Origin of the sequence: Bordetella genomosp. 13 (assembly GCF_002119665.1) — a bacterium.
Lineage (GTDB): Bacteria > Pseudomonadota > Gammaproteobacteria > Burkholderiales > Burkholderiaceae_B > Bordetella.
Map to the genome: position 1 here is coordinate 5,204,166 of NZ_CP021111.1, position 23,569 is coordinate 5,227,734.

Here is a 23,569-nt window from a genome sequence, read left to right on the forward strand (position 1 = left end):
GCGACGCGCTGTCCGATCGCCAGTGTTAAGGCAAGGACTGATTCATGCACGCTGTCGCCGCGTCCGGTCCGCAGGTTTACGCTTTGCTGGCAATCCATGCGTCGTCCCCATGGCGAGGGCGCTGCCGATCACGAGCGGGGTACTTCGCAAGGGAACTTCCCGGTCCTACGGTGATGCGCAGGCGCAGACGGTTTTCAAGGCCGCGCCCGCAGCCTCGGCCGCAAACGACGTTCCCGACATGGGGGAATGCAAAGACTTTAATTGGCGTCTTTAGGTGACCATTCCCCTCATGCGTCAGATTTGCAGGTACGCGTCAGAATTTCCGCTTCTGTGCTTGCACACGTCGTGCGGCGCGAACGTGCACGCCCGTCCGGGGCGGCGGATGCGGACGTCTAGGCACTTCGTGTCGGAAGCCGCGGCATGCGCGGCGCGGCAAGCGCTGCAAAGCCGGGAATAGCGCTTGCGACGAGCCGGTTCGCCCCGCAATGTCGCGGCGGCTACAACAGCGGGAGGTGAGAACCATGTTCGCTCACAACAAGCGTTTGCAGTACACGGTACGGGTCGGCGCGTGCAACCCGGGCCTGGCCAATCTGCTGCTGGAACAGTTCGGCGGCCCACAAGGAGAGCTGGCCGCCGCATGTCGGTACTTCACTCAGGCGCTGGGCGAGGATGATCCCGGCCGCAAGGACATGCTGATGGACATCGCCACCGAAGAGCTGAGCCATCTCGAGGTGATCGGCTCGCTGGTCGCCATGCTGAACAAGGGAGCGAAGGGCCAGCTGGCCGAAGCCACCGACAGCGAGGCCGAGCTCTATCGCAGCCTGCAGGGCGCGGGCAACGATTCGCACGTCACGCAGATCCTTTACGGCGGCGGCCCGGCGCTTACCAATTCCGGCGGACAACTGTGGAATGCGGGCTACATCGACACGATCGGCGATCCATCGGCCGACCTGCGCTCCAACATCGCGGCGGAAGCACGCGCGAAGATTATCTACGAGCGATTGATCAACGTGACCGACGATCCGGGCGTGAAGGAGGCACTGGGCTTTCTGATGACGCGCGAGATCGCGCACCAGCGCTCCTTCGAGAAGGCGCTGCATTCGATGCAGCCCAACTTCCCGCAAGGCAAGCTGCCCGGCGACCCGCGTTTCACCGACGTGTACTTCGACATGTCGCAAGGCGAAGGCAACATGCGCGGCCCCTGGAACAACGAGGAGAACTTCGAGGTCATCTCGGACCGCGAGCAGCAATGCGCGGTGGATGGCGGGGACGGCATGCCGTCGGTGCAGCTCGACGAGCTGGAGATGCAGGCGGTACAGGCCCTGGCCACTCGCACGGCTTCGGACAAGCAGGCCAATCCCGTCACCGGCGCGGACCTCGGCTCTGGCGCGGCGGTATCGGGCGGAACGGCGGGCCTGAGCGGAGCTGGGGGCACGGCCGGAGGGGCTGGCGCGACAGGCGCGGGCTCCCTCGGCGGCGCCGACCCTCTCTCGCGGTCCTGAGGACCGCCGCCGCGCCTGGCATGCACGGCGCGGCGGCTGCGTCAGGGATAGCTGCGCGGCCATGGCGACGATTGATGGCGTCGCCGGGCCGCGTTTGCCGCGTCAGCGCTTCGCTTCTACGTCGGGCTGGTCGGCGCGCTCGAGAAAGCGCCGCGTGACCGCCCCCATGTTGTGCTCCAGCCAGGACGCCATGGCGATTTCCTGCGGCAGGATGCGCTCGCACACTTGCTGCGTTGCGGTGTCGCCCAGCAGCTTGGCCGCTTCGATGAGCGTGCGGTAGGCCGCGATCTCCATGTGTTCGAACGCGTAGCTGAACATGCCGCCTTTCACGACCTCGTCGCTGGCGAACATGCCCGACATGGCCTGCATGCCGGCCATCGCCTTGCCGGTCAGGTCTTTCATCGTGGAAGTATCGCCGCCGCGGCGTTCGATGCACTCGCGCACGAGCCGCTGCTGCTCGAGCGTCTCTTCGATATGCTGCTCGATGCGCTGGCGCAGGTCCGGATAGTGTTCGAGCCTGCCAGCCATGCCGCGCAGCATGCTTTCCGCCTGCTCTTCCATCGCATGCGCATCGCGCAGCCAATCCATGAAATGCGAGGCAGCCTTGCGGGTGTCGTTGCTAGGTTCCATGTGAATCCCCGATCGAGGTTGTAGGGGTCACAGTTCCGCACATGGCGTGCCCAAAACGCAGAACGGGCCCGAAGGCCCGTTCCACGTTCAGCATACGACTGCCGATGCGTTGCCGATTACTCGGCGCTGCCTTCGGTTTCCGAAGCGTCGACTTCCGGACGGTCGACCAGCTCCATGAAAGCCATGGGAGCGTTGTCGCCTTGACGGAAGCCCATCTTCAGCACGCGGGTGTAGCCGCCGTTGCGGTTCGCGTAGCGCGGACCGATTTCGGCGAACAGCTTGACCACGGCGTCGCGATCGCGCAGGCGGGCAAACGCCAGGCGCTTGTTCGCCAGGGTGGGCTCTTTGCCCAGCGTGATCAGGGGTTCGACGACGCGGCGCAGTTCCTTCGCCTTGGGCAGGGTGGTCTTGATCGCTTCGTGAGTGATCAGCGAAACGGCCATGTTGCGGAACATGGCAAGACGGTGGCTGCTGGTGCGATTGAGTTTGCGCAGGCCATTACCGTGACGCATGATGATTTCCTTTGAATCTAGGTGACGGCGTTTCCGCCATCGTGGTTATCCGGTTCTTCTATCGGCCGGGGCTTCGGTTGAAACCCGGTCGCGGTCCGGTGGAAAGAGGTACTGCGAAAAGCGTTATTGCCGGCGGCGCGGCGCACGATACCACAGGTGCGCCGGCGCCGCCGCTGGATTACGGGCGCTCGAGACCCAGCGGGGGCCAGTTCTCCAGCTTCATGCCCAGCGTCAGGCCGCGTGCGGCCAGCACTTCCTTGATCTCGTTGAGCGACTTGCGACCCAGGTTCGGGGTCTTGAGCAGCTCGTTCTCGGTACGCTGGATCAGGTCGCCGATGTAGTAGATGTTCTCGGCCTTCAGGCAGTTGGCCGAACGCACCGTCAGTTCCAGGTCGTCGACCGGGCGCAGCAGCACCGGGTCGATCTGCGGCGTGCCGCGGACCGGGACTTCGTACGAATCGCCGGCGCCTTCCAGGGCGGCGAACACCGAGATCTGGTCCATCAGGATGCGGGCCGACTGGCGCACCGCTTCCTCGGGCGAGATCACGCCGTTGGTTTCGATGTCGAGCACCAGCTTGTCCAGGTCGGTACGCTGTTCCACACGGGCGCTTTCCACCGCGTAGCTGACGCGGCGAACCGGGCTGAACGAGGCGTCCAGCACGATGCGGCCGATGGTGTGGGTGCGGTCTTCGGACAGCGCGCGCACGTTGCCCGGCACGTAGCCGCGGCCCTTCTCGACCTTGATCTGCATCTCCAGCTTGCCGGCTTCGGTCAGGTTGCAGATGGCGTGATCGGGATTGATGATCTCGACGTCGTGCGGCAGTTCGATGTCGCTGGCCAGCACCGTGCCGGCGCCGTTCTTGCGCAGCACCAGCGTGACTTCGTCGCGGTTGTGCAGCTTGAACACCACGCCCTTCAGGTTCAGCAGGATGTCGACGACGTCTTCGCGCACGCCCGGGATGGTCGAATACTCGTGCACCACGCCCGTCATCTGCACTTCGGTGGGGGCATAGCCGGTCATCGACGACAGCAGGATGCGGCGCAGGGCGTTGCCCAGCGTGTGGCCGTAGCCGCGCTCGAAGGGCTCCATCACGATCTTGGCATGATGCGTGCCGACCGGTTCGACTTCGATGGAGCGCGGCTTCAGAAAACCTTGAGTGGACATGTACACAGTTCCTTTTCAATACCCTCGGCTCGTTACACCGATAAGGCTGATGGAAGTAGGGAAAAACCAGGTTGGCGGGCTTGCGCCTGCCTTGCCATGCACAACCGCAAGGCCCGCCCCGCCGAAAATGGCAGTAGCGGGCCGCGGCAGCGAGGCATGTCGTATCGGCGGCGGGTACACAGCCCCGCCGGCCGATGCGGAATCAACGCGAGTACAGTTCGACGACCATCGACTCGTTGATGTCGCGGGCGACGTCAGCGCGGTCGGGGACCTGCTTGAACACGCCGGACATCTTGGTGGTGTCGACTTCGACCCACTGGGGCAGGCCGATGCTGGTGGCCAGGTCGAGCGATTCCTTGATGCGGCCTTGCTTCTTGGCCTTCTCGCGAACCGTAATGACGTCGCCGGCCTTCACCAGCATCGAGGCGATGTCGGCGGTGTGGCCGTTCAGCTCGATGGCGCGGTGGCTGACCAGCTGGCGCGCTTCGGCGCGGGTCGAGCCGAAGCCCATGCGGTAGACGACGTTGTCCAGGCGCGACTCGAGCAGCTGGATCAGCTTCTCGCCGGTGTTGCCGCGGACGCGGTCGGCTTCAGTGAAGTACTTGCGGAACTGCTTTTCCAGAACGCCGTACATGCGCTTGAGCTTCTGCTTCTCGCGCAGCTGCAGACCGTAGTCGGACGTACGGGCGCCCGAGATGCGGCCGTGCTGGCCGGGCTTGGAATCCAGTTTGCACTTGGAATCCAGCGAGCGGCGGGCGCTCTTGAGGAACAGGTCAGTGCCTTCGCGGCGCGAAAGCTTGCACTTGGGTCCAATATAACGTGCCATGTGGATTCCCTTTAGATACGACGACGCTTCGGCGGACGGCAGCCGTTGTGCGGAACGGGCGTGATGTCGGCAATGCTCGAGATCTTGATGCCCAGCGCATTCAGCGCGCGCACCGACGATTCGCGACCGGGGCCGGGGCCCTTGATGCGGACCTCGAGGGTCTTGATGCCGTACTCCATCGCGACGCGGCCAGCCGTTTCGGCAGCAACCTGAGCGGCGAACGGCGTGGACTTGCGCGAACCCTTGAAGCCCGCGCCGCCCGACGTCGCCCACGACAGGGCATTGCCCTGGCGGTCGGTGATGGTGATGATCGTGTTGTTGAAGGACGCGTGGACGTGCGCGATGCCGTCCGAGACGTTCTTCTTGACCTTTTTGCGCACGCGCGAAGCGCCGCTGGTGGAAGCTTTCGCCATTATCCTGTTCCTCGATTATTTCTTCAGGGACGCAGCAGCACGACGCGGTCCCTTGCGGGTGCGGGCGTTGGTGCGAGTGCGCTGGCCGCGCACGGGCAGGCCGCGCTTGTGGCGCATGCCGCGGTAGGTTCCCAGGTCGATCAGACGCTTGATCGACAGCTGCACTTCACGACGCAGGTCGCCTTCCACCGTGAACACGCCTACGTGTTCGCGGATGCGCTCCAGTTCGGCGTCGGTCAGATCCTTGACCTTCTTGGTAACGGGGACGCCGGCGGCTTCGCAAATCTTGCGAGCGCGCGTGCGGCCGATGCCAAAAATGGCGGTCAGGCCGATCTCGGCGTGCTGTTGCGGCGGAATGTTGATGCCAGCAATACGGGCCATGACTGTTCCTTGATATTTCCGTTCGTAGCGTTGTGGTGTCCGGGCTTATCGCCGGCTCAGCCCTGGCGCTGCTTGTGACGCGGGTCGGTGCAGATGACGCGCACGACGCCGTGACGTTTGATGACTTTGCAGTTGCGGCAGATCCGCTTGACCGATGCCATTACTTTCATGGTTGAACTCCTAATTTTCCGTAACCGGGCTCTTACTTCGAGCGGAACACGATCCTGGCTCGCGTCAGGTCATAGGGCGTGAGCTCCACTGTGACCTTGTCGCCCGGCAGAATCCGGATGTAATGCATGCGCATCTTGCCGGAAATATGGCCCAGCACCACATGGCCGTTTTCAAGCTTGACGCGGAAAGTCGCGTTGGGGAGGTTCTCGAGAACCTCACCTTGCATCTGTATAACGTCGTCCTTGGACATTGTTCTGTTACCGCATCGGCAGTCCCGCGCCCTTGAAGTTGGCCTTCTTGAGCAACGAGTCGTACTGGTGAGACATCATGTAGGCCTGGACCTGAGCCATGAAGTCCATCGTGACAACAACAATAATCAACAGGGACGTACCACCGAAGTAGAAGGGCACGTTCCAACGCATCACCAGGAACTCGGGCAGCAGGCACACCAACGTGATGTAGAGCGCACCGGCCAGAGTCAGGCGCATCAGGATCTTGTCGATGTAGCGAGCCGTCTGGTCACCGGGGCGAATGCCGGGAACGAACGCGCCGCTCTTCTTCAGGTTGTCTGCCGTCTCACGGCTGTTGAACACCAGAGCCGTGTAGAAGAAGCAGAAGAAAATAATGGCAGCCGAGTAAAGCGTGACGTACAGGGGCTGGCGCGGCTCGAGAGCCACGGCCAGGTCGCGCAGCCAGGACATGCCGCTGCTGCTGGAGAACCAGCTGCTGATCGTGGCCGGGAACAGGATGATCGACGATGCGAAGATCGGCGGAATCACCCCGGCCATGTTCAGCTTCAGCGGCAGGTGCGAGCTTTGACCGCCGTACACCTTGTTGCCCACCTGGCGCTTGGCGTAGTTCACGGTGATCTTGCGCTGGCCGCGCTCGACGAACACCACGAACGCCGTGACCAGTACCACCAGGGCCACGATGAACAGCGCCGAGATGACCGACATCGAGTTCGTGCGCACCAGGTCGAGCAGTCCCGCCAGCGCCGAGGGCAGGCCCGCGACGATACCGGCGAAGATCAGGATCGAGATGCCGTTGCCCAGCCCACGTTCGGTGATCTGCTCGCCCAGCCACATGACGAACATGGTGCCGGTGACCAGCGTGATCACGGTGGTGAAGCGGAACACCAGACCCGGGTCCATGACCAGGCCCTGCTGCGACTCGAGCGCGATCGAGATCCCGACCGCCTGCACCAGCGCCAGCACGACCGTGCCGTAGCGGGTGTACTGGGTGATCTTGCGCCGGCCGGCCTCGCCCTCTTTCTTGAGGGCTTCGAGGGACGGCACCACCACCGACATCAACTGCATGATGATGGAGGCGGAGATGTACGGCATGATCCCCAGGGCGAAAATCGAGAAGCGCGACAGCGCCCCGCCCGAGAACATGTTGAACAGGCCCAGGATCCCGCCCTCGTTCTGGCGGAACAGGTCTGCCAGCGCATCCGGATTGATGCCCGGAACGGGGATGTGCGTGCCCAGACGGTATACGACCAGGGCGAGCACCAGGAACACGAGACGGCGCTTCAGATCGCCGTACCGCGTTCCCGTCTTGCCCAGTGCCTGCGCTTTAGCCACACGTCACCTCGAGTTCAAGCAAGCGAGCCGCCCGCAGCTTCGATGGCGGCGCGAGCGCCGGCCGTCGCGGTAATGCCGCGCAGGGTAACCTTGCGCGACAGTTCACCCGACTTGATGACCTTGGCGTAACGGACCTGCTGGCCGACCACGCCGGCAGCCTTCAGGGCCTGCACGTCGATCTCTTCGGCTTCAAGGCCTTGCAGCTCGGACAGGCGAACCTCGGCGTACAGGTGCTGGCCCAGCGGCGTGAAGCCGCGCTTGGGCAGGCGACGCTGCAGGGGCATCTGGCCGCCTTCGAAGCCGACCTTGTGGAAGCCGCCCGAACGCGACTTCTGGCCCTTGTGGCCACGGCCGGCGGTCTTGCCCAGGCCGGAGCCGATGCCACGGCCGACGCGGCGCTTGGCGTGCTTGCTGCCCTCGGCGGGCTTGAGCGAATTGAGTTGGATTTCCGACATCGCGATTCCTTAGACTTCCGAGACGGCGACGAGATAGTCCACCTTGCGGATCATCCCACGCACCTCGGGGGTGTCGATCAGCACGCGGCTGCTGTTGACCTTGCCCAAGCCCAGGCCGCGCACGGTGTCGCGGTGGGATTGCTTGGTGCCGATCACGGAGCGCACGAGCGTGACTTTGATCTGCTTTTGCTGAGCCATGATTTACCCCAGGATCTCTTCGACGGTCTTGCCGCGCTTGGCCGCGACTTCCGACGGGGTCAGCGAGGCGCGCAGGCCGTTCAGCGTAGCGCGGACCATGTTGTAGGGATTGCTCGAGCCCAGGCTCTTTGCAACGACGTTACGCACGCCCATGACTTCGAAGATGGCGCGCATCGGACCGCCGGCGATCACGCCGGTACCGTCCGGAGCGGGCGAGATCAGCACCGTCGAGGCGCCGTGCTTGCCCACCACGGTGTGATGCAGCGTGCCGTTCTTCAGGGCCACCTTGAACATGCCGCGGCGGGCCTGTTCCATCGCCTTCTGGACCGAGACCGGCACTTCGCGCGCCTTGCCCTTGCCCATGCCGATGCGGCCGTCGCCGTCGCCCACCACGGTCAGCGCGGCGAAGCTCATGGTGCGACCACCCTTCACGACCTTGCTGACGCGGTTGACCGCGATCATCTTTTCGCGAAGACCGTCGTCGTTCTCTTTTTCCGCGGCGTTCTTGCCTTGTACTTTAGCCATTTGACAGATCCTCGCTTAGAACTTCAGGCCGGCTTCACGCGCGGCATCGGCCAGCGCCTTGACGCGGCCATGGTAACGAAAGCCCGAGCGATCGAAGGCAACCAGCTCGATGCCGGCGGCCTTGGCCTTTTCGGCAACGCGCTTGCCCACCAGCGCGGCGGCGGCGGCATTGCCGCCCGCGCCCGACTGGCCGGCCAGTTGCGCACGCACTTCGGCTTCCTGCGTGGAGGCGCTGACCAGCACGCGGTCGCCCTCGGGCGAAATGATGTTGGCGTAGATGTGCAGGTTCGAGCGGAAAACGGAGAGGCGATGAACGCGCAGCTCGGCAATCTTCCGGCGGGTCGGAACCGCACGACGCAAACGGGAAAGTTTCTTGTCCATGATTCGTCCTTGCGTGCGCCGTTACTTCTTCTTGGTTTCTTTGATGACCACGCGCTCGTCCGCATAGCGCACGCCCTTGCCCTTGTAGGGTTCGGGTTGGCGATAAGCGCGGATTTCAGCGGCCACCTGACCGACGACTTGCTTGTTGGAGCCCTTGATGACGATTTCCGTCTGGGTGGGGCATTCGGCCTTCACGCCCGCGGGCAGATCGTGCACGACGTCGTGCGAGAAGCCCAGCTGCAGCTTGACGGCATTGCCTTGCACCGAGGCGCGGTAGCCCACGCCCACCAGGGTCAGCTTGCGCTCGAAGCCCTTGCTGACGCCGGTGACCATGTTCGCGACCAGCGCGCGCACGGTACCCGACATCGCCTTGGCCTGGCGCGAGTCGTTCAGCGCGGCGAAGCTCAGCTTGCCGTCTTCCTGGCGGATGCCCACTTCACCGGTCAACGATTGCGTCAGCGAACCCAGCGGGCCCTTGACGACGATTTCGCCGGCGCTGATGGTGGCTTCGACGCCCTTGGGCAGTTCGACGGGATATTTAGCGATACGTGACATGAGAATTTCTCCTTAGGCCACGTAGCACAGCACTTCGCCGCCGACGCCGTTGGCGCGGGCCTTGCGATCGGTCATCACGCCGCGCGAGGTCGACACGATGGCCACGCCCAGGCCGTTCATGACCTGAGGAATGTTGCTGCGGCCCTTGTAGATACGCAGACCGGGGCGCGAGACGCGTTCGATGCGCTCGATGACCGGGCGGCCGGCGTAGTACTTCAGGGTGATCTCGAGCTCAGGCTTGGCCTGGTCGCCCTTGATCTGGAAGCCGTCGATGTAGCCTTCGTCCTTCAGCACGGTGGCGATGGCCACTTTCAGCTTGGAGGAAGGCATGGCCACCGTGGCCTTGTCCACTTGCTGCGCATTGCGAATGCGGGTCAGCATATCGGCGATGGGATCGCTCATGCTCATATTTTTTCTCCTACCAGCTGGCCTTGGTCATGCCGGGGATTTCACCCTTCATGGCCATTTCACGCAGTTTGTGGCGGGTCAGGCCGAACTTGCGGAACACACCACGCGGACGACCCGTGACCACGCAGCGGTTGCGCTGGCGGGTCGGGTTGGCGTTGCGCGGCAGTTGCTGCAGCTTCAGGCGAGCCTGGTAACGTTCTTCGTCGGTCTTCGACTGGTCATCGATGATCGACTTCAGTTCGGCGCGCTTGGCGGCGAACTTGTCGGCCATCTTGGCGCGCTTGATGTCGCGATTGATGAGGGAGAGTTTAGCCACGTCATCAGCCCCTTAGTTGCGGAACGGGAAGCTGAAGGCGGTCAGCAGCGCCTTGGCTTCTTCGTCAGTCTTGGCGGTGGTGGTGATGCTGATGTTCAGCCCACGCAGCGCGTCGATCTTGTCGTATTCGATTTCGGGGAAAATGATCTGCTCTTTCACCCCGATGTTGTAGTTGCCGCGGCCGTCGAACGCACGACCCGAGATACCGCGGAAGTCGCGCACGCGAGGCAGCGCAACCGCCACCAGGCGATCCAGGAATTCGTACATGCGCTGACCACGCAGCGTGACCATGCAACCGATCGGGTAGTTTTCGCGGATCTTGAAACCGGCGATAGCCTTCTTGGTCTTGGTCACGACCGGCTTCTGGCCGGCGATCTTGGTCAGGTCGGAAACGGCGTGCTCGATGACCTTCTTGTCGGCCACGGCTTCCGAGACACCCATGTTCAGGGTGATCTTGGTGATGCGCGGCACTTCCATCGGGCTCTTGTAGCCGAACTTGGCGGTCAGGTCGCCGACGACCTTTTCTTTGTAGAACGTTTGCAAACGAGACATGGTTTCGCTCCTTAAGCCTTGGCGGCCTTGGCGCCGACCACGGCGCCATTGGAACGGAACACGCGAACCTTGCGGCCGTCCTCTTCCACCTTGATACCCACGCGGTCGCCCTTGCCCGTGGCAGGATTGAACAGCGCCACGTTGGAGATGTGGATGGGCAGCGTCTTTTCGACGATGCCGCCGGGGTTGCCGGCCATGGGATTGGGCTTGGCGTGCTTCTTCACGACGTTGATGCCTTCGACCAGGACGTGGTCGGCATCGACGCGGGCCAGCACGGTGCCGCGACGGGTCTTGTCGCGGCCGGTGAGGACGATGACTTCGTCGCCTTTACGGATTTTTTCCATGGCGGGCTCCTTACAGCACTTCGGGGGCCAGCGACACGATCTTCATGAACTTCTCGGTACGCAGTTCACGCGTAACGGGTCCGAAGATGCGGGTGCCGATGGGCTCCAGCTTGGCGTTGAGCAGCACGGCGGCATTGCCACCGAAGCGGATCAGCGAGCCGTCCTTGCGGCGCACGCCCTTGGCGGTACGCACCACCACGGCGTTGTAGATTTCGCCTTTCTTGACGCGGCCGCGCGGGGCCGCATCCTTGACGCTCACTTTGATGACGTCGCCGATGCCGGCATAACGGCGCTTGGAACCGCCGAGCACTTTGATGCACATGACGGCACGCGCACCAGTATTGTCGGCCACGTCCAGCGTGGTCTGCATTTGGATCATGATTTTTCCTGTTCCAACTTAACTGGAAACCCCCGCCCAGCCTTTCCGGAGAGCGCGCATTTCCTGCCAGTTTTGGTCCCGTCAGGTCCGCCACGCGGACGCGGCGACCCTGGGTTGAAATCCTGCGGGCCCTGCTATCTGGCAAACCGGCGCAATGGCGATTGCGGGCTTGGCCTGACGGAAGGACTCCGGTGTTACTGCTTGGGTCTTGCTGGGTCTAGCTTTGCCTTGCTGGTACTACTACCGGGTATTGCGGATATGCCTGGCTAGGCCTTACCTGCTACGCCCGCTTTTTTATCCCACCGCTTGCCCCGCGCCCCATAGCGATGCGCCATAGGCCCGAGACAATTCGGGAAAGCTGGTAATTCTAGCGTGATCGCGACGGACGTGCAAGCGCCGTGTGCGAAAAGAAGCGAAGTGTGGTTTTTCGCCTGGTCGGAGGCCGTGCGCCGGCATGGGCCCCCCGGGAGCGGGTGCGAACGATCGCCAGCGTGGCGCGACGGTCGGCGCGGCCCGGAGGGCCGGTCGCCGCCGAAGACAGATTATTTCTTCTGCTGCGCGTCGTAGTAGTTCTTTTCCCAGGCCTCGTGGTTGGCCTTGCCGCGGCGCAGCTCGTCCGTGAACGGCGCGACCGCCAGGATGGCCCGGTTCAGCCAGCGCATCGGCGCCCGGCACGGACGCTCGAAGTCGACGAACAGCACGGCCCGCACGCCATCGGTGTCGTTGTGCACCTGGTGCGGATACAGGTCGTCGAACACTACGGCGCGGCCTTCCTGCCAGACGTAGCGCTGGCCATCGACCTCGATCCAGCAGCGCTCGCGCGGCTCAGGCACGACCAGGGCCAGATGCAGCCGCAGCACGCCGTTGTACGGCCCGCGGTGCAGCGGAATGCGCTTGCCCGGCTCGAGGATGGAGAAGAATGCGGTGCGCAGGCCCGGGATGCCGGTCAAGGCCCGGGCCGTCTCGGGGCAACGGTCGAGATTGCGCTGGGAGCGCATGCCGTAGCCCATGAAGACGAAGGTCTTCCATTGGTCGTCGCGGGTGATGGTGCCCACCTCGGGCGACAGTTCGTGGAAGGCCGGCAGGCGCTTGCGGTCTTCGAGCAGGCTGAGCAGTTCGGCGCGGATGCCCGGGGCGCGCGATTCGAGGTCCGCCACCCAGGGAAACTGGGCATTGTCGAAGATGGGGTGATCGCCCACTTCCGACGCGGCGGCGATCCGGCGCTGCAGCCAATCGACCAGACGGAAGAGGGTCCGGGACAGTATGCCCGGCCGCGGGTGCGCGCCGGGAGCGGGGGGAGTGGTGGCGGCTTGCATGTAACAAGGGTACGAAGTCCGTCCCGGATTGGCAAGATTGGCTCCTGCGCCCGGAGGGGCTGCACAAGACAATTTCGTGACAGACTGAAACCGCTCCGGCAGATCATGCCCTGCCCCATCGTTGGAAAGACTTCGCAAGTGGCCCCTCGCCGGGCTGGTGAAGTGGTCCCGCAGCCCTCGGGGCAGCTGGTTTAGACTGATACGGTTAATGGCTTTTTTTACCCATCCCCATTTCTTTGCAAGGAAACGGCATGTACGAACAGTTGGCTTTGTATATAGACGGCGAATTCGTGGGCGGCGACGGCCGCAAGTCGCAGGACGTCATCAATCCGGCCACCCAGGAAGTGCTGGGCCAGCTGCCCCATGCCACCGAGGCCGACCTGGACCGCGCGCTGGCCGCCGCCCAGCGCGCCTTCGAAACGTGGAAGCGCACCTCGCCGATGGAGCGCGCCGCCATCCTGCGCAAGGTGGCTGACCTGTCCCGCCAGAACGCCAAGGAAATCGGCCGCAACATGACCATGGACCAGGGCAAGCCCCTGGCCGAGGCGGTGGGCGAGATCATGGCGTGCTCCGAGCACGTCGACTGGCACGCCGAGGAATGCCGCCGCATCTACGGCCGCGTCATTCCGCCCCGCAACCCCGACGTGCGCCAGTTCGTCGTGCGCGAACCCGTGGGCGTGTGCGCCGCCTTCACTCCCTGGAACTTCCCCTACAACCAGGCCATCCGCAAGATCGCGGCCGCGGTCGGCGCGGGCTGCACCATCGTGCTCAAGGGCCCGGAAGATTCGCCCAGCGCCGTCATGGCGATCGCCCGCATGTTCCACGACGCCGGCCTGCCCAAGGGCGTGCTGAACATCGTGTGGGGCGAGCCCGCCAAGATCTCCGACTACCTGATCCGCTCGCCCATCGTGCGCAAGGTCTCGTTCACGGGGTCGGTGCCGGTGGGCAAGCAGCTGGCCGCGCTGGCCGGCGCCCACATGAAGCGCGTCACGATGGAACTGGGCGGCCATTCGCCGGTGCTGGTGTTCGACGACGCCGACGTCGACCGCGCCGCGCAGATGCTGGCCAAGTTCAAGATCCGCAACGCCGGCCAGGTGTGCGTGTCCCCCACCCGCTTCTACGTGCAGAAGGGCGCGTACGAACAGTTCCTGGCCAAGTTCACCGAAGTGCTCAAGGGCATCAGAGTGGGCGACGGCCTGGAAGCCGGCGTGGAAATGGGTCCGCTGGCGCACGAGCGCCGCGTGCCCGCCATGGCCAAGTTCGTGGAAGACGCGCGCAAGCACGGCGGCAAGATCGTGCTGGGCGGCGACGCGCCGTCGGGCAAGGGCTTCTTCTTCAGCCCCACCGTGGTCACCGACATTCCCGATGACTCGATGCTGATGACCGAAGAGCCCTTCGGCCCGGTGGCCCCCGTGGTGCGCTTCGACGATACCGACGAGGTGCTCAAGCGCGCCAACAGCCTGCCGTTCGGCCTGTCCTCGTACGTATTCACGAACTCGCTGCAGACCGCCACCAAGGTGTCCAACGCGCTGGAGGCCGGCATGGTCAACATCAACCACTTCGGCAGCGCCCTGGCCGAGACGCCCTTCGGCGGCATCAAGGACAGCGGCATCGGCAGCGAAGGCGGCCAGGAAACGTTCGACGGCTACCTGGTGACCAAGTTCATCACGCACGTCTGATAGCGGCCCACGACGACGCGACGGCGGGCACGGAAGTGCCCGCCTTTTTTTTCGTCAGGCGCGGCCGCCGGCGCGGAAGTCGCGCGCGGACATGCCGAAGCGGCGCTTGAACGAGCGGCTGAAATGCGCGGGATGCGAGAAGCCCGCCTGGTACGCCAGCTCGGCGATGCTGCGATGCGCGTGCTGCGGGTTGGACAGCAGCTCGCGGCAGCGCAGCAGGCGCTGTTCGATGATGAACGGCTCCACGCCCATGCCGGTGCCGCGGAAGATGCGGTGCAGGTAGCTGAGCGAAATGCCACAGGCCTGCGCCACCTGTGCGGCGGCCAGCGAGGGATCGGCCAGGTGGCTGCGAATGTAGGCGGTGATGCGCTCGCGGTGCGCGACGGTGACGCTGCTGTCGGATTCCGACAGCGCCCCCTGCCCCGGCTGCACCAGGAACAGCACGATCAGGTCGATCAGGCGTTCGCCCAGTTCGGCGACCTCGGCGTCCGACCAGGCATTCATGCCCTTGAACAGGTGGTCCATGTAGCCGGCCAGCAGCGCGCCGCGAGGCGAACCGTCATCGATGCGCAGCTTGTAGAACGGGCCCACGCGCGGATCCCGCAGCGACAGCGCCTCGCGCGGAAAGGACACGCTGAGGCTGCGATAGCCCGCGCTGCCCTGCGCGCTCGCCTGGTACGGCGCGCTCTGGTTCATCAGGTACACGCAGCCGGGTTCGACCTGGAATTGCCGCCCGGACTGGCTGACGGCCAAGGGGCCGGCCAAGGGCAGGCCGAAGGTGTAGAACTCGCGCGCCAGGTGCGACACGTTGCCGGAGGTGCGCTCGATGCGCTGGCCCTGGTAGTGCAGGTCGTTGAACTGCAGGCTGGCGCGGCGCACGTAGCGCACGTGGCCGGCGAAGGCGGCATCGCGTCCGCAATGCACTTCGAACGGCCCGAAGGCCTCGCTGAGCGCGGCGCGCCATTGTTCGTAGCCTTTGCTGCCGGTGCTGGCCGGGATGGCGAATTCCATGTCGGGCATGGCGCGGTCTCTCTCCGGGACGGCATCGGCAAGGGGCCGGACGGCCCGCATTGACCCTGCGTCCACATTCTGTTGATCCACCATGCACACGGTCGGCGCGCGCGTTGTGGAAGCTGCGCTGCCAAGTCTATAGTCGGCCGGATATACAGACAACCCGTACAGCCGCGCCCCTGCGCGTACTGCCCGGCGGCGGCCGGGCCCCGCACGGGCGCACGGAGGAGACCATGCGCAGCGTCCTGCCCACCTCGCATTACGCCGAATGCGCCGGCCGCGAGATCCATTATGTGCAGTGGGGAGATCCCTTGGCCCCGGCCGTGGTGATGTGGCACGGGCTGGCGCGCACCGGCCGCGACTTCGACGACCTGGCCGCCGCGCTGGCCGACCGCTACCGCGTGATCTGCCCCGACGCGCCCGGCCGCGGGCTTTCGCAATGGAGCGCGGCGCCCGTGGACGAGTACCGGCTGGAGCACTACGTGCGCGTCGCCACCGAACTGATCGACGGCCTGGGCCTGCGCCAGCTGCACTGGGTGGGCACGTCGATGGGCGGGGCGACCGGCATGCTGGCTGCCGCCACGTCGCTGCGCGGACGCATCGCGCGGCTGGTGGTCAACGACATCGGACCCGAGCTGCCGGCTGCGGCCGTGGAGCGCATCGTCACCTATGCCGGCAATCCGCCGGCCTTCGACACCATGGTCGCGCTCGAGCAGTGGGTGCGCACGGCCTACCAGCCTTACGGCTGGCAGAGCGACGCGCAGTGGCGCCGCATGGCCGAGACCTCGGCGCGCCGCCTGCCCGACGGGCGCCTGACCCTGCACTACGATCCGGCCATCGTCGGGCAGTTTCGCCATCATCCGCGCGACTATGACCGCTGGGACGAGTACGACACGCTGCGGCTGCCCGTGCTGCTGCTGCGCGGCAGCGAGTCGGACCTGCTGCCCGACGCCGTTGCCGACGCCATGACGCAGCGCGGCCCGCGGGCGCGCCGCATCGATTTCGCCGGCTGCGGCCACGCGCCGGCGCTGAACGTCCCGCAACAGATCGACGCCGTGGCGGCCTTCCTGGCCGAGTCCGGCGCAGCCACCTGAGGAGACACGCATGATTCGCATGAAACGCATGTTGCTGGGCGCGCTGGCCGGCCTGATGGTGGGCGGATCCGCCGGCGCGGCCGAGCTCGTCGTCGCCCACGTCTACGACAAGACCGGTCCCCTGGAGGCCTATGCCAAGCAGACCCAGGCCGGCCTGATGATGGGCCTGGAATACGCCACGCAGGGCACGATGGAAGTGGCGGGCCGCAAGATACGCGTGATCGAAAAGGACAACCAGGGCAAGCCCGACGTGGCGCGCGCGCAGCTGGCGGCCGCGTATGCGGACGACAACGCCGACCTGGCGGTGGGCCCCACGTCGTCGGGCGTGGCGCTGGCGATGCTGCCCATCGCGGAGGAGTACGAAAAGATCCTGCTGGTAGAGCCTGCGGTAGCCGACTCCATCACCGGCGACAAGTGGAACAAGTACATCTTCCGCACGGGCCGCAATTCGTCGCAGGACGCCATCGCCAACGCGGTGGCCTTCGACCAGGACGGCACGTCGATCGGCATGCTGGCGCAGGACTATGCCTTCGGCCGCGACGGCGTGAAGGCGTTCAAGGGGGCGCTGAAGCGGGCGAAGATCGTGCACGAAGAGTACCTGCCGGCCAACGCCACCGACTTCACCGCGGGCGCGCAGCGCCTGTTCGACGCGCTGAAGGACAAGCCGGGCCGCAAGATCATATTCATCCTGTGGGCGGGTGCGGGCAATCCCTTCAAGATCGCCGACCTGGACCCCAAGCGCTACGGCATCGAGATCGCCACGGGCGGCAACATCCTGCCCGCGACCGCGCCGCTGAAGGCGCTGGCCGGCATGGAAGGCGCAACCTATTACTACTACGGCATACCCAGGAATCCCATCAACGACTGGCTGGTGGCCGAGCACCAGAAGCGCTATGGCCAGCCGCCCGACTTCTTCACGGCGGGCGGGATGTCGGCGGGCATCGCCATCGTCGAGGCGCTGAAGAAGACGCAGGGCAAGTCAGAGACCGAGACGCTCATCAAGGCCATGGAAGGCATGAGCTTCGACACGCCCAAGGGCCGCATGACCTTCCGCCCGCAGGACCACCAGGCCATGCAGTCGATGTATCACTTCCGCATCAAGAACGATCCGTCGGTGCCTTGGGCGGTGCAGGAACTGGTCAGGGAGATCACGCCGGACCAGATGGACGTGCCCGTACTCAACAAGCGCTGATCGCGGCCGCATGCTGGAAACGCGCAACCTGACCGTACGCTTCGGCGGGCACACGGCCGTCGATGACGTCAGCGCCCGCTACGAGCCGGGCACGCTCACCGCCATCGTGGGCCCTAACGGCGCCGGCAAGACCACGTACTTCAACCTGGTGTCCGGCCAGCTGCGCGCGTCGGCCGGCACGGTGCACCTGGACGGGCAGGATCTCAGCCGGCTGGCGGCCCCCGCGCGCATGCACGCCGGCCTGGGACGCGCGTTCCAGCTGACGCAGCTGTTCCCGCGCCTGACCGTGCACGAGAACGTGCGCCTGGCCTTGCAGTCGCGCGCGCAGGGCAGCAGCTGGCGGCAGATACGCCTGTGGCGCACATGGGACGCCGACCGGGCGCTGCTGGAACGCGCCGACGAGCTGCTGGTCCGCACCCGTCTCGCGCCGCGCCGCGACCACCCCGCCGCCGAGCTGCCGCACGGCGACCAGCGCAAGCTCGAGATCGCGATGCTGATGGCGCTGGCGCCGCGCGTGTACATGTTCGACGAGCCCACGGCGGGCATGAGCGTGGACGACGTGCCGGTGGTGCTGGACCTGATCCGCGAGCTGAAGCAGGACCGCGACAAGATCATTCTTCTGGTGGAGCACAAGATGGACGTGGTGCGCGAACTGGCAGACCGCATCGTCGTGCTGCACAACGGCCGGTTGGTGGCCGATGGCGACCCCGCGCAGGTGATCGCCTCGGACGTGGTGCAGCAGGCCTACCTGGGCACGGCGCCGGCGGGAGCCCCGGCATGAACCGGCCGGCGCATCCCGAAGGCGGGTACCGGCTCGCCGGCCAGGAAGGCGTGCCGCAGGCCGGCGGGACCGCGCCCCTGCTGCAGCTCGACGGCGTGCATACGCACATCGGCGCGTATCACATCCTGCATGGCGTGGACCTGTCGGTGCCGGCCAGCCGGGTGACCATGCTGCTGGGACGCAACGGCGCCGGCAAGACCACCACCTTGCGCACGATCATGGGCCTGTGGCGGGCCTCGCAAGGCAGCATCCGCTTCGAGGGCCGCGAGGTGGGCGGCGCCGACACACGCGTCACGCCGCCGGACATGGTGGCGCTGGGCATTGCCTACGTGCCGGAGAACATGGGCATCTTCGCCGACCTGAGCGTAAAAGAGAACATGCTGCTTGCGGCCCGGCGCGCTCGCCGCGCGTCGGAGCTCGATACGGCCCGGCTGGAATGGATCTTCGGATTCTTCCCGGCGCTGCGCAAGTTCTGGCTGTATCCGGCCGGCAAGCTGTCGGGCGGCCAGAAGCAGATGCTGGCGGTGGCGCGCGCCATCGTCGAGCCGCGCCGGCTGCTGCTGGTGGACGAGCCCAGCAAGGGCCTGGCGCCGGCCATCGTGCAGAACATGATCGCGGCCTTCGAGGAACTGAAGCGCGGCGACACGACCATCCTGCTGGTCGAGCAGAACTTCAACTTCGCCCGCCGCGTGGGCGACCACGTCGCCGTAATGGACAACGGCCGGGTCGTGCACAGCGGCAGCATGCAGGCGCTGGCGCAGGACGACGAACTGCAGACGCGCCTGCTGGGCCTGTCGCTGGGAAGCCACCAATGAGCGCCATCGATCACGCTGCCGCCCTGCCCGGCTCGCGGCTCGACCCCCTGCCCATCCTGCTGGTGCTGGCGCTGGCCGTCATCGCGCTGCCGCTGGTGGGCTCGTTCTCCACCTGGATGACGCTGACCATCGCCGGACTGGCCATGGGCATGATCATCTTCATCGTGGCATCGGGCATGACGCTGGTCTTCGGGCTGATGGACGTGCTGAACTTCGGGCATGGCCTGTTCATCGCGATCGGCGCCTATGTGGCGGTAAGCGTGCTGGGCGCGATGTCCGACTGGACGCAGTCCGGCAGCCTGGCGGCCAACCTGCTGGCGGTGGCGCCCGCGGCGATCGTGGGCATGCTGGTGGCCGGCGCGGTGGGCGCCGCATTCGAGCGCGTGATCGTGCGACCCGTGTACGGGCAGCACCTGAAGCAGATCCTCATCACCATGGGCGGCATGATCGTCGGCGAAGAACTGATCAAGATGATCTGGGGTCCGCAGACGCTGCCCCTGCCTTTGCCGCAGGCCTTGCGTGGCGCGCTGCTGGTGGGCGACGCCGCCATCGAGAAGTTCCGCCTGCTGGCGCTGGCCGCCGGCGTGGGCGTGCTGGCGCTGATGCTGTGGCTGTTGAACAGCACGAAACTGGGACTGCTGATACGCGCCGGCGTGGAAGACCGCGAGATGGTGGAAAGCCTGGGCTATCGCATCCGCCATCTTTTCGTGGGCGTGTTCGTGGCGGGCTCGATGCTGGCCGGCCTGGGCGGCGTGCTGTGGGGCATGTATCAGCAGGCCGTGATTCCGCAGCTGGGCGCACAGGTGAATGTGCTGATCTTCATCGTCATCATGATAGGCGGGCTGGGTTCGACGCTGGGCTGCCTGATCGGCGCGCTGCTGGTGGGGCTGATGGCCAACTACACCGGCTTCCTGGTGCCCAAGGCGGCCCTGTTCTCGAACATCGCGCTGCTGGTGGCGGTGCTGCTGTGGCGTCCGCAAGGCGTGTACCCCGTCACCAACCGCTGAACTTACCGCACAGGTCCTGGCATGGCGCTACGCATTCTTTCCGGCGATCTTCCGCGCAGCCGCGTGCTGGCGGCGCTGTTGCTGCTGGCCGTGATCGGCCTGGCGCTGGCGCCGTTCCTGTTCCCCGGTCCGCGCGCGCTGGCGGTGGCAGGCAAGATCCTGATCTTCATCGTGCTGGTGGCCAGCTACGATCTGCTGCTGGGGTACACCGGCATCGTCAGCTTCGCGCACACCATGTTCTTCGGCATAGGGGCCTATGGGGTGGCCATCGCGACCGTGCGGCTCGAGCCCAGCTGGAGCGCGATCGGCATCGGCGCCGCGGCCGCGCTGGCGGTGTCTCTGGTGCTCGCGTTGCTGATCGGCCTGGCCAGCCTGCGCGTGCGCGCCATCTTCTACGCCATGATCACGCTGGCCATCGCGGCGGCCTTCCAGACCCTGGTGTCGCAGTTGTCGGATCTGACGGGCGGCGAGGACGGACTGAGCTTCAACGTGCCGCGCATGCTGCGCCCGGCGTTCCGGCCGTTGTCGGAGCCGCTGTTCGGCGTGAATGTGGACGGCCGCATCATCGCCTATTACCTGGTATTCGCGGCGTGCGTGGTGCTCTTTCTGGTGCTGCTGCGCATCGTCAACTCGCCGTTCGGGCGCGTGCTGCAGGCGATACGCGAGAACGCCTTTCGCGCCGAGGCCATCGGCTTTCGCACCGTGGTGTACCGCAGCTGGTCGAATGTGCTGGCGGCGCTGTTCGCCACGCTGGCCGGCGTGATGTATGCGATATGGCTGCGCTACAACGGACCGGACGCCACGCTGTCCTTCGAGATCATGCTGAACATTCTGCTGATGGTGGTGATCGGCGGCATGGGCACGATGTATGGCGCCGTGCTGGGAGCAGCCTTGTTCGTGCTGGCGCAGAGCTATCTGCAGGACGGGCTGCACGTCGTGCACGAGGCACTGGGCGGTTCGGGGCCGGTAGCGGCGTTCTTCGAGCCGGACCGCTGGCTGCTGTGGCTCGGCGTGCTGTTCGTGCTGTCGGTGTACTACTTCCCGACGGGCGTCGCGGGGCGGCTGCGCGAGGCGGCGCGGCGGCGGACATAGCGGCGCCCGGGGGCGGCCGGTACGCCCGGTTTCCGCCTCGCGGCAGGGCTAGCGAGGTCCGGCAATCCACCCCGGCGGCAAGCGGCGCGCCGGATCGCCCGTTTCCGTCGACTCGGTGGGCGTCGCCTGCCGGCTGCGCAACTGCGGCCCCGCGGCATCGGACGGAAAACGCGGACGGCCCGCGCATTCGGCATAGCGCGGCGCCGGCGCGCGGTCGCCCAGGAAGTAGTCGATCATGGGTCCGTCGACGCAATCCTCGCCATACGGAAAAAGCCCGTGCTGGTAATCGCCCTTGATCAGCACGAGGCTGGCCCCAGGCAAAGACTTGAAAGTGCTGAGCGCGCCGTCCAGCGGCGTCAGGGGATCGAATTCGGAATGCAGCATCATCACCGGGCCGGGCAGCGTCAACGGCGGCATGGTCGCCACGGGACCGCCCCAGAATTCGCAGGGCTGGTAAGTCCGGTCGGGCCCCATGACGGGATAGCGGCTGGCATCTGCCCGTAGGCCGTCGGTCCAGTACTGCAGCCCGGGCATCGCGCTGGTGTTGCACTTGATCGCCCAGTACGCGGAATCCTCGCTGCCTATCACCTCGATCTCTTGCCGCGTCTCTTGCACCTTACGTTGCACGGCGGAGCCGGCCAACTGCGCGATGGCCTGGTTGCGCTGCGGATCCGTCGCGAAGACGCGGGCTTCGATGAGCGCGGGCCAGCCGTCATCGGACAGGCCCGGATGGGCCCGCGCAATGGCCGTGATGCCGCGCAGCGCCGCGAGCACGTTGACGACGCCGTCGGCATAGCCCGGGTGGCCCAGGTCCGCATACAGGGCGGCCGACAAGGCCTCGCGCGCCCACAACGGCGCATCGGGATAGATGGCCTGCACTTCGGCCACGTCGGCGCCCACGTCGACGGTATCGGCCTGCGCCGCCGCCCACGGCGCGATGATGCGATCGACCACGTGCTGGGTCGCCGGCGCCGCGGCGTCGTCGAACAGGGGGCGCGGGAGGTTCATGTCCAATGCGCCGTCGAGCAGCATCTTGCCCACGCGCCCGGGGAACAGGGCGGCGTACCAGGCGCCCAGCTGCGTGCCGTACGAGTATCCGACATAGTTCAGGCGCTCCTGGCCCAGCAGTTCACGGATCAGGTCCATGTCGCGTGCCGTGGCGTCGGTGTGGATCACGCGTGCGTGAGGGGCGGCGAGGCAGCCTTCGGCAAAGACGCGCGCGCTCTGGTGGACCAACGCGATGGCCGCGTCGTCGAGGGGATCGTGCAACGGGTCGCGGGCCGGGCCTGCCGGCACGGGCAGGCACTCGAACTGCGTGCTGCGGCCGACGCCGCGCGGCGAGAACCCCACCATGTCGTAGCGCGCGGCCATCTCCTTGAAGCGGGCCGACACCGGATTGGCCGCGTCCGCCCGGCTAGCCAGGCGCGCAATCGATGCGCCGATGGCATAGCCGTCGCCGCCGGGACCGCCGGGGTTGAAGAGAATCGCGCCCAAGTGGCGCGCGCGGTCCGTACCCATTGCCTTCATCACGCCGACCTGCAGATCGCCGCCCGCGGGATCGGCATAGTCTGCAGGAACACGTATCGTCGTACAGCGCAGGGCGTCCGCGCCAAGCGCGGCGGTGGCGTCGGCGATCCTGTAGTCGGACGTGTCGCACCCGGTCCATTCCACATGCTGGCTGCGGTAGGCCGCCAGCGGATCGGCGGGCTCGCCCGCGTCATCACCAGCGGAGGAACGATCGTGGTCGTCGCCGCAGGCGGCGAGCAGCGCAAGCGCCAGCGCTCCGGCGGCCAGCGTCCATTGCCGGCGATGGGTCATCGACATGCCTCTCCTTCGGCCGACGGGAATGGCGGCACGGCGCGCAGTATAGGGCGCCGCCGCGACGCCATCAGGCGCGACGCGTTGCGGCAGTCAATAAAAAAGCCGGAAGCTTGCGCTTCCGGCCCTTTGGTGCGGTGGCCGGGCGCGACGCCGTGCAGCGCCGCCCGCGCCAGCCTGCATCAGATGATGCGGGCGGCTTCCACCAGGCGCACCACCGACCACGCCTTGGAGCGCGAGATGGGGCGGCCTTCGGCGATTTCGACCGTATCGCCTTCGTTGTACTGATTGGTCTCGTCGTGTGCCTTGTACTTGGCCGAGCGCATGACGATCTTGCCGTAGATGGGGTGCTTGACGCGGCGTTCGACCAGAACGACGACAGTCTTGTCCATCTTGTTGCTGACGACCTTGCCGACCAGCGTACGCTGGCGCTTGGCGACCTGGGTGGTTTGTTGGGTTTCGCTCATT

At 65.9% G+C, this 23,569-nt stretch carries 31 protein-coding genes; 8 read left to right on the forward strand and 23 right to left on the reverse strand.

The features are described from left to right. The first annotated feature begins 521 nt into the window (after positions 1-521). Positions 522-1,502 (forward strand): manganese catalase family protein, encoded by a 981-nt coding sequence (locus CAL15_RS23485; RefSeq protein WP_086080713.1) that lies wholly within the window; start codon positions 522-524, stop codon positions 1,500-1,502. Positions 1,503-1,604: 102 nt separating this feature from the next. On the opposite strand, the gene CAL15_RS23490 is transcribed toward CAL15_RS23485, so the two are convergent. The 20 genes from CAL15_RS23490 to CAL15_RS23585 all read right to left on the reverse strand — a co-directional run bounded on the left by CAL15_RS23490 (position 1,605) and on the right by CAL15_RS23585 (position 12,612). Then, positions 1,605-2,132, reverse strand: a complete 528-nt coding sequence (locus CAL15_RS23490; protein ID WP_232468070.1) for a ferritin-like domain-containing protein — start codon at positions 2,130-2,132, stop codon at positions 1,605-1,607. A gap of 116 nt (positions 2,133-2,248) precedes the next feature. After that, positions 2,249-2,644: a 50S ribosomal protein L17 gene (gene rplQ, locus CAL15_RS23495; protein ID WP_086080714.1), complete on the reverse strand. Its 396-nt coding sequence runs from the start codon at positions 2,642-2,644 to the stop codon at positions 2,249-2,251. 178 nt (positions 2,645-2,822) lie between these two features. Then, complete coding sequence (locus CAL15_RS23500; RefSeq protein ID WP_086080715.1) at positions 2,823-3,809, reverse strand: DNA-directed RNA polymerase subunit alpha; 987 nt, start codon at positions 3,807-3,809, stop codon at positions 2,823-2,825. 202 nt (positions 3,810-4,011) lie between these two features. Continuing rightward, complete coding sequence (gene rpsD, locus CAL15_RS23505) at positions 4,012-4,635, reverse strand: 30S ribosomal protein S4 (RefSeq protein ID WP_086080716.1); 624 nt, start codon at positions 4,633-4,635, stop codon at positions 4,012-4,014. Between the two features lie 11 nt (positions 4,636-4,646). After that, positions 4,647-5,048, reverse strand: coding sequence for a 30S ribosomal protein S11 (gene rpsK, locus CAL15_RS23510; RefSeq protein WP_003806930.1), 402 nt, complete (start codon positions 5,046-5,048; stop codon positions 4,647-4,649). 15 nt (positions 5,049-5,063) lie between these two features. Continuing rightward, positions 5,064-5,429 (reverse strand): 30S ribosomal protein S13, encoded by a 366-nt coding sequence (gene rpsM / locus CAL15_RS23515; RefSeq protein ID WP_025514374.1) that lies wholly within the window; start codon positions 5,427-5,429, stop codon positions 5,064-5,066. A gap of 56 nt (positions 5,430-5,485) precedes the next feature. Then, positions 5,486-5,599: a 50S ribosomal protein L36 gene (gene rpmJ, locus CAL15_RS23520; RefSeq protein WP_003806928.1), complete on the reverse strand. Its 114-nt coding sequence runs from the start codon at positions 5,597-5,599 to the stop codon at positions 5,486-5,488. Between the two features lie 32 nt (positions 5,600-5,631). Next, entirely contained in the window at positions 5,632-5,850 is a 219-nt protein-coding gene (gene infA, locus CAL15_RS23525; protein WP_003806927.1) for a translation initiation factor IF-1, read from the reverse strand. A 7-nt stretch (positions 5,851-5,857) separates the two neighbouring features. Beyond that, on the reverse strand, positions 5,858-7,183 hold the full coding sequence (secY, locus tag CAL15_RS23530; RefSeq protein WP_086080717.1) for a preprotein translocase subunit SecY: 1,326 nt from the start codon (positions 7,181-7,183) through the stop codon (positions 5,858-5,860). 14 nt (positions 7,184-7,197) lie between these two features. Then, complete coding sequence (gene rplO, locus CAL15_RS23535) at positions 7,198-7,638, reverse strand: 50S ribosomal protein L15 (RefSeq protein ID WP_086080718.1); 441 nt, start codon at positions 7,636-7,638, stop codon at positions 7,198-7,200. Between the two features lie 9 nt (positions 7,639-7,647). Further along, positions 7,648-7,836: a 50S ribosomal protein L30 gene (rpmD, locus tag CAL15_RS23540; RefSeq protein ID WP_086080719.1), complete on the reverse strand. Its 189-nt coding sequence runs from the start codon at positions 7,834-7,836 to the stop codon at positions 7,648-7,650. A gap of 3 nt (positions 7,837-7,839) precedes the next feature. Further along, positions 7,840-8,361 carry a 30S ribosomal protein S5 gene (gene rpsE, locus CAL15_RS23545; RefSeq protein ID WP_086080720.1) on the reverse strand — a complete coding sequence of 174 codons (522 nt, stop codon included), beginning with the start codon at positions 8,359-8,361 and terminating at the stop codon, positions 7,840-7,842. 15 nt (positions 8,362-8,376) lie between these two features. Continuing rightward, a complete protein-coding gene (rplR, locus tag CAL15_RS23550) occupies positions 8,377-8,742 on the reverse strand; it encodes a 50S ribosomal protein L18 (RefSeq protein ID WP_086080721.1) in 366 nt (121 codons plus the stop codon). Positions 8,743-8,763: 21 nt separating this feature from the next. Then, complete coding sequence (gene rplF / locus CAL15_RS23555) at positions 8,764-9,297, reverse strand: 50S ribosomal protein L6 (RefSeq protein WP_086080722.1); 534 nt, start codon at positions 9,295-9,297, stop codon at positions 8,764-8,766. A gap of 12 nt (positions 9,298-9,309) precedes the next feature. Continuing rightward, positions 9,310-9,705 carry a 30S ribosomal protein S8 gene (gene rpsH / locus CAL15_RS23560; RefSeq protein ID WP_086080723.1) on the reverse strand — a complete coding sequence of 132 codons (396 nt, stop codon included), beginning with the start codon at positions 9,703-9,705 and terminating at the stop codon, positions 9,310-9,312. A gap of 10 nt (positions 9,706-9,715) precedes the next feature. Then, on the reverse strand, positions 9,716-10,021 hold the full coding sequence (rpsN, locus tag CAL15_RS23565) for a 30S ribosomal protein S14 (protein WP_086080724.1): 306 nt from the start codon (positions 10,019-10,021) through the stop codon (positions 9,716-9,718). A gap of 12 nt (positions 10,022-10,033) precedes the next feature. Further along, entirely contained in the window at positions 10,034-10,573 is a 540-nt protein-coding gene (gene rplE, locus CAL15_RS23570; protein WP_086080725.1) for a 50S ribosomal protein L5, read from the reverse strand. 11 nt (positions 10,574-10,584) lie between these two features. Continuing rightward, positions 10,585-10,917, reverse strand: a complete 333-nt coding sequence (gene rplX, locus CAL15_RS23575; protein ID WP_086080726.1) for a 50S ribosomal protein L24 — start codon at positions 10,915-10,917, stop codon at positions 10,585-10,587. A gap of 10 nt (positions 10,918-10,927) precedes the next feature. Then, a complete protein-coding gene (rplN, locus tag CAL15_RS23580; RefSeq protein WP_086080727.1) occupies positions 10,928-11,296 on the reverse strand; it encodes a 50S ribosomal protein L14 in 369 nt (122 codons plus the stop codon). Positions 11,297-11,838: 542 nt separating this feature from the next. Next, on the reverse strand, positions 11,839-12,612 hold the full coding sequence (locus CAL15_RS23585) for an aspartyl/asparaginyl beta-hydroxylase domain-containing protein (protein ID WP_086080728.1): 774 nt from the start codon (positions 12,610-12,612) through the stop codon (positions 11,839-11,841). A gap of 251 nt (positions 12,613-12,863) precedes the next feature. Here CAL15_RS23585 and CAL15_RS23590 point away from each other — a divergent pair, with 251 nt between their 5' ends. Then, entirely contained in the window at positions 12,864-14,291 is a 1,428-nt protein-coding gene (locus CAL15_RS23590; protein WP_086080729.1) for an NAD-dependent succinate-semialdehyde dehydrogenase, read from the forward strand. Between the two features lie 54 nt (positions 14,292-14,345). Here CAL15_RS23590 and CAL15_RS23595 read toward each other — a convergent pair whose 3' ends face one another. After that, positions 14,346-15,311 (reverse strand): helix-turn-helix domain-containing protein, encoded by a 966-nt coding sequence (locus tag CAL15_RS23595; protein ID WP_086080730.1) that lies wholly within the window; start codon positions 15,309-15,311, stop codon positions 14,346-14,348. 224 nt (positions 15,312-15,535) lie between these two features. On the opposite strand from CAL15_RS23595, the gene CAL15_RS23600 reads away from it, so the two are divergent. From CAL15_RS23600 to CAL15_RS23625, 6 genes are read left to right on the forward strand one after another with little or no spacing between them, the layout of a single operon-like run. Continuing rightward, positions 15,536-16,396 (forward strand): alpha/beta fold hydrolase, encoded by an 861-nt coding sequence (locus CAL15_RS23600; RefSeq protein WP_086080731.1) that lies wholly within the window; start codon positions 15,536-15,538, stop codon positions 16,394-16,396. Between the two features lie 19 nt (positions 16,397-16,415). Next, positions 16,416-17,588, forward strand: a complete 1,173-nt coding sequence (locus tag CAL15_RS23605; RefSeq protein ID WP_086081266.1) for a substrate-binding domain-containing protein — start codon at positions 16,416-16,418, stop codon at positions 17,586-17,588. A 10-nt stretch (positions 17,589-17,598) separates the two neighbouring features. Next, on the forward strand, positions 17,599-18,369 hold the full coding sequence (locus CAL15_RS23610; protein ID WP_086080732.1) for an ABC transporter ATP-binding protein: 771 nt from the start codon (positions 17,599-17,601) through the stop codon (positions 18,367-18,369). Further along, positions 18,366-19,184, forward strand: coding sequence for an ABC transporter ATP-binding protein (locus CAL15_RS23615; protein WP_086080733.1), 819 nt, complete (start codon positions 18,366-18,368; stop codon positions 19,182-19,184). The genes CAL15_RS23610 and CAL15_RS23615 overlap by 4 nt, the downstream gene beginning before the upstream one ends. Then, complete coding sequence (locus tag CAL15_RS23620; RefSeq protein ID WP_086080734.1) at positions 19,181-20,191, forward strand: branched-chain amino acid ABC transporter permease; 1,011 nt, start codon at positions 19,181-19,183, stop codon at positions 20,189-20,191. Before CAL15_RS23615 ends, CAL15_RS23620 begins: the two co-directional genes overlap by 4 nt. 21 nt (positions 20,192-20,212) lie before the next feature. Continuing rightward, positions 20,213-21,283: a branched-chain amino acid ABC transporter permease gene (locus CAL15_RS23625; RefSeq protein WP_086080735.1), complete on the forward strand. Its 1,071-nt coding sequence runs from the start codon at positions 20,213-20,215 to the stop codon at positions 21,281-21,283. Between the two features lie 48 nt (positions 21,284-21,331). Here the strand turns inward: CAL15_RS23625 and CAL15_RS23630 are convergent, their stop codons facing one another. Both CAL15_RS23630 and rpsQ read right to left on the reverse strand, forming a co-directional pair. After that, positions 21,332-23,107: an alpha/beta fold hydrolase gene (locus CAL15_RS23630; RefSeq protein ID WP_086080736.1), complete on the reverse strand. Its 1,776-nt coding sequence runs from the start codon at positions 23,105-23,107 to the stop codon at positions 21,332-21,334. A gap of 176 nt (positions 23,108-23,283) precedes the next feature. Beyond that, positions 23,284-23,568, reverse strand: coding sequence for a 30S ribosomal protein S17 (rpsQ, locus tag CAL15_RS23635; RefSeq protein ID WP_086080737.1), 285 nt, complete (start codon positions 23,566-23,568; stop codon positions 23,284-23,286). Position 23,569 lies beyond the last annotated feature (1 nt).